Consider the following 8126-nt stretch of genomic DNA (forward strand, 5'->3'; position numbering starts at 1 on the left):
TGGTTAGATATAAAAAATATATTTTCATATAAATATCGATAATGAAAATATTAGATCTACTTAGTTAATTCGAAAGTGACATTATCTACCTGTAATAAATAAATTAAAGTAGGGTAGGAAAACTCTTAAATTTATGAAGAGCTTTCTATTCCTGACTAAAAGTTAGTCATTAGTAATTGTGAATATTAATACTCGAAATACGTTAGCTACCAAACGGCATTAAACTGGACAAATGGCCCATGCCAAATATCAGAGCGTTCGTAGGCTAACTCATAACCATTATCGTCTCCCTTGGCATCGCCATACATTGGTATCAGCATATCTGCTTTTGCACGGTACCCTGCTTGCAATGAGAAGCCTGCAGCGCGCATCGAGTGGAAGCGTTTTTGCCAAATGTAGCCAATCTCTAACTCACCTGTTAAAGCTAAGCGATTACGACCACTTAATTTTGCATGTCGATCACCCGTAGCTGCCTCTAAAGCATCACGGTCTACAGATAACTTGCTCAGACCAATACCAATACCAATATCATTGTAAAAGCGAGAATAGCTGGTTTCATAACGTGCACCGTACGCAGCCTCGTTATAGCCAATCTTAAACATATAAGATTTAATATCGAAGTTTTCATCGAATGCAGTTCCGGCGATACGTCCATTTCTATCAAAAAAGCCGACTGCACTCGGGGCATGGTAGTCACTGTAAGAGAAGCCCCAGTAGCCGCCGCGTTCACCCATCAGTAGAATATCAATGTTGGTATATTCAGTTTCAAACGTAAATGGTTCCAGAGTACCGTCGACATCACTGTAGTGAGCTACACCACCTGATTCTAGAGTGTCAAATTCGAGGCGAAGCGTATTTGCACCATCAAAGAAACCATGAAAATCAACCACACCAGTGAGCATCTTTGTACCTTTTGATACGTTGCCATTACTGTGATCTTTGCCTTCGTTGGTCAACTGGCGTAAAGAAATTTGTGTCTCACCAATTCGACCTTGGAAGTAGTAAGTTTCCATGTTTTCATCGTTCATACGATAAGAAGTCTTTGCTACTGTCTCTTTATTGTTGTCTTTTATTCGCTGATTAATGCTCCAGTCTGTGTGCGTTAAACCATAACCTGCTAGCAAATCTATTTTGGCTGGGTGGCTATAGCGCAGGAACTGGTCCTCAATGTTATTTTGAAGATCATCAAGACTGATTTTCCACGACTGACGATCTCGCATAGAGGTGTTTTTGGCGCGAATGACCACATCACGCCCTGCAACATAAATCTCTGGTTCATGACCGATATTAACTTCAGCACTATTGAAAAAATGTCCCGCTCTAGGCTCATGACCATCTTGGAAATAGTAAAGGTTAAGGCCTTTGTTAAGCACGTTAATGTACTCGTAAGCAGCCACTATCGTGCGGCTTCGGTTTTCAGGGTAAACCGTTAACACCTGATTGCTGTCACTGCGAGGGTGGAAGTAGCTTAACGTCTTGTCCCATGCCGTATCTTCATAGCTCATCAGTTTGTAGACATTGGTTGTATACAGGTTAAAGCTGTCACGACCGACAAACGCGATAGCAGTTGTACCAGCAAGGTTGTTATTAACCGCGCCAGCAAAGGATGATTCAGGCAGCGTAAACTCGCGCTCGTATCCTGGTCCTCGCATGTGAACAACATCATCTTTTGCACAGACAAGAATACCGTTGTGCGTAATCGTCATTTCAGCTTCAGTAGCGTAACGACACTGTCGAACACTCTGTTGTTGCTTCTGACCTTTAGAGTTGACGCGCATATAACGATGGCGATTTCTGCCTTTTTCATTTTTATAAGGCTCTCGTACAATTGCCCACGAAATATCACGGTAGTAAGCACTAACAAAGATGCTAGAGCCCGGATTAAAATTACCTGAAATAACTCTGCGGTCATTGGAGACAAGATCGACACGACAGTCTTTTTCACAGCTAGGGTTGCGCTTAGCCAGACGATAGCTTGTTGCGCCCGTTGACGCCGCATACTGCTTTTGGCTTTGTGCGTTTTTTTCTAACGGTGCCGTAAACTCGTACGCGAGTGTTTTTGTGCTTACGAGTAAAAGGCTCAAAATAATAAGTTTGTACATTTTTGGTACTACCAGATGGGGCAAGGCTCAGTGCAGTGCCCTAGATATTGTTTATCGTTTAAATTAAAGTTTGCTAGATAGACGTTCTAACTGTTGCTGCTTTTTAAATTCTTCGTACATAGCTGAACGATCCATTGGATCGATCAGGCCGTCGTCTGCTAATTCATCGATGACATCCACAAGCTGGGCATCAGACAATTCCATTAGCACACAAAATTGGCTTTGGTCGTTAATATTCACGAGCGCGGATTCTTTTAGTCTGCTGTGTTTTAACAGCGCAGAGGTGGTTTGTTCAGAGACCGATGAATAGGTGTTGTCAGCGGAATCCGTCGCTTGACGAGATTGCTCTAGTGCTACAATAGAAGTCTCTAGTGAGCGTGCGATATTCACGCGAGCTTGGTGAGCAGCATGGTTACGATCAGTGGTAAAGTTGCCTGTATCAGCCACGCAAGCGGATTCCCAAATACCACTCTCTTGATTCTTGTCAGGTGTAAAAACCCAATCTGGTGTTGATGAACAGCCACTGATAGCCAATGTCATTGCAATAGACAAAGTAATTTTTTTCATAGTGTTTCTCTAAATAGCGTTTTGATTATTTTGTTGAGCGTAACCGCGCATCTTATTGCGCACTTTTGGAAGATAATTGCGAGTTTCTTCGTAAGGTAAGTGCTGAATAAGGTGCTGATAAACTTGTTCTGACGTCATCTTGTTGATAACAGGTGCAGCACCTGCCATAGTGCGGTGACCAAAGGCACGAGCGACATTGCCCGAGCCAGTGTTATAGGCAGCAATCACGCACCATAAGCGGCTCTTGGGGTCAGTAACTTGACGTAGATAGCGACGATCTAGGATCTGAATGTAAGCAGTCCCAGTCTCTATATTGGTACGCACATCATAGAGTTCGTTCGGGTTCATAGGCTTGTCAATTTTACGAACCAGTCGGTTAACATCATGACCAGCTGTTTGTGGTACGACTTGCATCAAGCCATAAGCAGGAACTGGTGATTTTGCCTTAGGATTGAAATGCGATTCTGTATGTGTAATTGCCATGAGAAGCGCCTCATCGGCATTCTGTTTCTGGCTTTCGACTCGGATGAGTGGCTGATAGCGTTCTGCACGAGCTGCAACCGAGTTGGTTGGCAACGGTGCTTCAAAATCATAGACACGGTTTGATACACGCTGGAACTCAACATTTGCTTGTGATGCTTGTACTTGAACTGCTTCAAGTCGCCGTTGTTCATTTGCTTTCAGAGCGGCTTGTTGCTGCTGAGTAAATGTACTCATTCGTGCTGAAGGTTCAACTTGTGAAAGAGCGTCGGAATAGCGACTCATCTCAATCAGCTGTCGTTCTGTTTGAGCACGGATTTGTGCCTCTAAGGCTGTTTGTTGGTCTGCATCAATTTGAGGGGATCGAGAGTGGATGTTAGATGAATCAATCTCTGGAAGCTCAACCATTCCCAAATCATTGAGCAGCTCTTGATTCGCTACTAGCATGTCGTGCATTCGTTCACGCAGCTGAGTCATATCTTCTTGCTCATTTTTGTCATTCGACAAGTGAGAAAGTGAGAGGTGATTACTTTCGAGATCAACAACCAGTTTGGTCTCTTGGTCACTATCGAATAGTACGACCGTTTTACCTGACTCAAATTGGGCTTCACCCCATTGATTCAGCTGCTGGTGCACCTCGTTGTCAAGCAAGTCGAAGTTATCGATTTGCCACTGATTAAAGGCGCTCAACTGCTCCTTATACCATTGTTCAAACTCTTGTTGCTGGGTTTGATACCACTGCTCAAATTCTTGTGAGTCAATACCAGGTGTTGCGAGCGGGGCAGGGGAGTAAGTAACGCTCAACATAAGAGCGCAAAGGCTTAGTTTTGCATGTTTCATTCGTTACTCCACAACAATATGATAGTCGTGCACAATCTCAACTTGAGCGTTGCGATTAGGCTGATGAATACTTAAAGCTGGTACCAAGTATTGCGCGAGCTTTGCGGCTGTGTGAGGGTACCGAAGAGTCAAAACAACATAGTTGTTTTCCTGATGGATCCGCACGTCCCTAGCCTCATCGATTACGCCAATAAGACTGACGAGCTGGGCTTCATTTCCTACCTTACTTGGTTGAAAGAAAACCTTATGCTGTGGGCCACCAAGTTCAAACAATTTCAACAAGACGTTATTTAGCTGCTTATCAATTTCGTTAAGCGAGTTGGCGTTCGCAAAGTGAGTATTGATAAGCTGCTGTTTGGAGCTGTTAGACTTATTTAATGCAATCAATGATGGCTCATTTTTCCAATGACCAAACTGCTGACCTGATGGGTCATTGATATTGACTGATAAACTCAGTTGCTGGCCAGTGACTGATTCTGGATAGTCTGTTTGAACGTTAAGGGTTAGCGCCGATTGCTTACTATCAGTCACCACTCGCTCACCGCGTAGGCTGAGTATTTGGCTCAGTTTGTCAGCCACTTTCTTATCGTCCGCATCGATATAGAAAGCAGGCTGCTCAAGGTAGGCTCGAATAATACTATTTTTTTGTTTCTCGTTTGGCTCACGAAATGACAGGTTAAACGTTGCCTTAACGCTACCATCGGATTGCAACGACTTGTCCAGTTGCTGCCAGTTTTCTAGTAGCACAATGCGAGTCGCTACGTTATTTTGTAGAACAGCAACCACTGTGTGGTGATCATTAGCGGTCAAGACGTTAATCTGCTCGGCAGAGACAAGCCAATTAAAGGCACTTGATAGCCCTTTGGTTATCGCATCTATCAGTGCTTTCTGCTCTTCATTACCACTGACATTGGCCGCATTGCGACTGTCACCCATAACCAGAGCAGAATGTGCCTCCTCTTCGCCCCAAACCACAGAGTTGCTATCAATCTGAGTTCCTGCATCACTGTGCAAGCTTGCTTTGACACAGGTATCACTCCCGAGTAAAAACGCGTCAGAAAACACAGGCGTAACCTCACCCAGTTCAAGCGCGTTAATAAGTGATTGACGTTCTTCACTATCAAAAGTCGCCAGCAGTCGATCAAAGTCGCCAGAAGAAAGCAGATCATTTGATGGTGCTTTTAGAAATTGGGTCAACGAGCCAGTCGCGTCTGTTTTCGCATCTTCAATCGCTTGCGCGCCTCGTCCCCAAGAACAGCCTTGCTCAACGAGGGAGCCAGATCGCGCTTGGTGCTCAAAGTGAATGCCTTGTCCATGTGCTAATGACGCAGTGATGAGTAGTATGGCAGGGCTACTCACCAGTGTGGTCAACGTTAGTTTGTCCATGTGCTTCGTTCTTCCAAGAATTGCTGTGGAACACCCACACTGACGGCAAATAGCTGTCGATTACGGTCCGGTTGGTAGATACCCTTTTGCGCTTCACTTTGGATATTTTTCGCAATGTTGTCGTTTTTCCAACGGACCATATTGCCTTGTGCGCTTTGCATACTAGGCGTCACAGAGGCAACACCAATGGGTTCAACAAATCCCGCTGAATATTCAAAGATCACCATTGTTTCATTTGGCAAAATACCTGCATTTTGGCCACGGTCTAATGAGATCTGATTTCCCCGAATACCCAGCACTTGCGAAGTAGCGGGCATCTCAGTTAATAGACGGCTCAGCATGACGTCGAAGCTGCGAGTGGCCATATCAGCCATCACACCACTGACATCTTGCGGGCTAGTGTAATTAAAGCCTCGGTAGTAATTACCGTTGACAATAATCGATGCGAAGTCACCCTTAGGGCGCACATCAAAGTTGGAGGTCGTTGTACGGCCAATATTTGGATAGCTCAGACGCTCGCGAGTGTAAGGGTCAATAAAGCCTGTGCTCATGTCCATTGATGAGTGAAATAGTGATTGCTCCGCACCGAACATCATGTCGGCTGATTTAGTGACATCAATGGCCATCACGTAATCTGTCGATACTGCCGCACGTTGGCTGTTGCGCTCAGCAACTTGGTTTGCGCCTTCTTCAGCTAAAATACGCTCAAGTGATTGATTGACGGCGTTACTGTCTGCAGTGATGATTCTAAAGCGGTTAACACCCGCAAATTGGTTTTCTAGCGCGGTCACCAAGCCATCGACATTGAAGGAATTGACACTGGTATGGAGTGCATCGAACACTTTACCTGAGCTTTGTTGCTCGCCGCGATTAAGTTGCGTATTGATATCATTAAAGTGAACTCGAATCGTTTTGCGTGCAAGCGGGCAACGTGAGTCTGTTTCAACCGCCTCATATGAACAAAACTGAAGACCTTGGGTATTAAAGTAAGCAGGCACTTGGATATCATCATCAGAAAAGTCATGTGCAGATTTACCAACGATAACATTCGAACTCGAGGTCGCTTGGTTGGCTTTTGAAACGGTTTGTGAAGGCTGTGTAGACTGGCACCCAGCGATTGAGACTAAGCCAAATAGTGCGACCGTGGTTTGAAAGCGCATTATGATTTTACCTTCTGTTTGATGTGGTTATCGTAAGCTTGAATTTGCTCAAGGGTCGCTTTGTCCAACTGAATCATGTCGTTGGCAAGTTCGATTAAAGATTTGCGTTCACGCATTTCATCAAATGCGGTACCAGCTTTTGTGCTAATCGGTAAAAGGACTAAAGGCTCATCCCAAACCAGAAGACTTACTTCCGCAGAAAAACCCAATAAATCAGCGGTTAATTCTTCGTTTTCATTCATGATTCGACGTAAAGCGAGCTGGTAGCGTTCTATCTTGGGGCGAACCCGATCAGAATTAGGAAGTAGAGCATCGAATCGCTCGATTTCTGCATCAAACTCTTCACCGTTTAGGTGTCGATTACTATGAATAAAGCCAGCGACGTCAGCGTACTCTTGCTGGGTTATATTGAACTGTTCGACAACTCGACATTGACGGTGTTGAAGTGAAACCATAGCGCGAGAAATATTGTCAAAACCGCGTCGAATGCTCGTGAATTCGGTTCCCATCTCTTCGCATTGTGTTTTTACATCATTGAGTGTGAGCTGACGATCTTCAAAGGCGATTTGCTCAGTAGAGGGGGACGCACAACCCGCGATTGCTAGTACGGTTAACACGAATCCAGTCTTTAATTTCATTATTTTTCCCTACCTAAAAACAATTCGTAGAAGGTGTGTTGGTTTATTTTGGTCAAAATGGTGTTGCTTGCGTGTTCTTTGGCGATGGCTGCATCATTAGCAATAGCCTGCTCACTAAACTCAAATTGATGAATGACTTGAGAGAGATTGTTCGGTTCTAATAGCTTCAGACGCACTGTTTTCTGCAATACAATTCGCCCGCGGCTTTGGCCTTGCTTAGAGAGTGATTCAACATAGATCGGTAGACCGTTATCTTGATCAACCACGAACTGTTGAGTGAGTGCGTTGGCAACTTGTTGAGATAAAAGGTCTCCAGCAGTTAGGAACTTAACGGGCGTTTGACTGATGCGTTCGTTTATACGCACTTCACTTTGGTGGTAGTCCTGCAATAAAGAACTCGCTTGGTTTGGAGCTATTGAGGATAAAATCATCACACGATATTTATTTTGAGCTAATTCATCCCGAGCTTTTTCCATACGAAGAAAATTATCCCAGGATAGAATGTCATCACTAACCAGTTGGTCAAAAGACTTTAAACTGGTGCTCAGTTGAGTGGTCAGTTGCTGATACCATGTTTGCACATCAACAGAGAACTGATATTGACAAAGAACATCACCACAAGTTTGTGAGTGCAGAGATAGGTGGCTCACTTCAATTGGAATAGAAGATATAGTGGATTTGTCTTCGAATAAACAATGGGTTTGGTCTGCAATAGTTTGGCAACTAGAAACAGTTTCAGCACTTACTTTGCTGAAGAGTTGCTTAGCAAGCTTGAATTGTGCTTGTTCAAAAGCGATATGTTCGCTTTCTGCTTTAATAGCGATTTTTTTTGGTGCTAAGTAATTTGCATTACTAGTGTTGCCCCAAAAAATCATAAAAGTGGCTAAACATGGTAAAATTAATTTTATATATTTCATATAAGATATCACCATAGGTTTTATATTATTTAAAGA

General features: G+C 43.9%; 7 protein-coding genes. All 7 read right to left on the reverse strand.

The features are described from left to right. Positions 1 to 206: 206 nt before the first annotated feature. On the reverse strand, positions 207 to 2102 hold the full coding sequence (locus tag AB4512_RS16080; protein WP_136978394.1) for a hypothetical protein: 1896 nt from the start codon (positions 2100 to 2102) through the stop codon (positions 207 to 209). Positions 2103 to 2165: 63 nt separating this feature from the next. Next, on the reverse strand, positions 2166 to 2669 hold the full coding sequence (locus AB4512_RS16085; RefSeq protein ID WP_136978395.1) for a hypothetical protein: 504 nt from the start codon (positions 2667 to 2669) through the stop codon (positions 2166 to 2168). Positions 2670 to 2678: 9 nt separating this feature from the next. Further along, positions 2679 to 3989: a transglycosylase SLT domain-containing protein gene (locus AB4512_RS16090; RefSeq protein WP_136978396.1), complete on the reverse strand. Its 1311-nt coding sequence runs from the start codon at positions 3987 to 3989 to the stop codon at positions 2679 to 2681. A 3-nt stretch (positions 3990 to 3992) separates the two neighbouring features. After that, positions 3993 to 5375: a hypothetical protein gene (locus tag AB4512_RS16095; protein ID WP_372175174.1), complete on the reverse strand. Its 1383-nt coding sequence runs from the start codon at positions 5373 to 5375 to the stop codon at positions 3993 to 3995. After that, positions 5363 to 6535 carry a hypothetical protein gene (locus tag AB4512_RS16100; RefSeq protein WP_372175175.1) on the reverse strand — a complete coding sequence of 391 codons (1173 nt, stop codon included), beginning with the start codon at positions 6533 to 6535 and terminating at the stop codon, positions 5363 to 5365. Before AB4512_RS16100 ends, AB4512_RS16095 begins: the two co-directional genes overlap by 13 nt. Then, a complete protein-coding gene (locus AB4512_RS16105; RefSeq protein WP_372117803.1) occupies positions 6535 to 7173 on the reverse strand; it encodes a hypothetical protein in 639 nt (212 codons plus the stop codon). The genes AB4512_RS16100 and AB4512_RS16105 overlap by 1 nt, the downstream gene beginning before the upstream one ends. Further along, a partial coding sequence (locus tag AB4512_RS16110; RefSeq protein WP_372175176.1) for a hypothetical protein occupies positions 7173 to 8126 on the reverse strand: 954 nt, incomplete at its 5' end. The genes AB4512_RS16110 and AB4512_RS16105, both read right to left, overlap by 1 nt.

The organism is Vibrio sp. 10N.222.52.B7, assembly GCF_041474275.1.
In the GTDB taxonomy this organism is placed as follows: domain Bacteria; phylum Pseudomonadota; class Gammaproteobacteria; order Enterobacterales; family Vibrionaceae; genus Vibrio; species Vibrio crassostreae_C.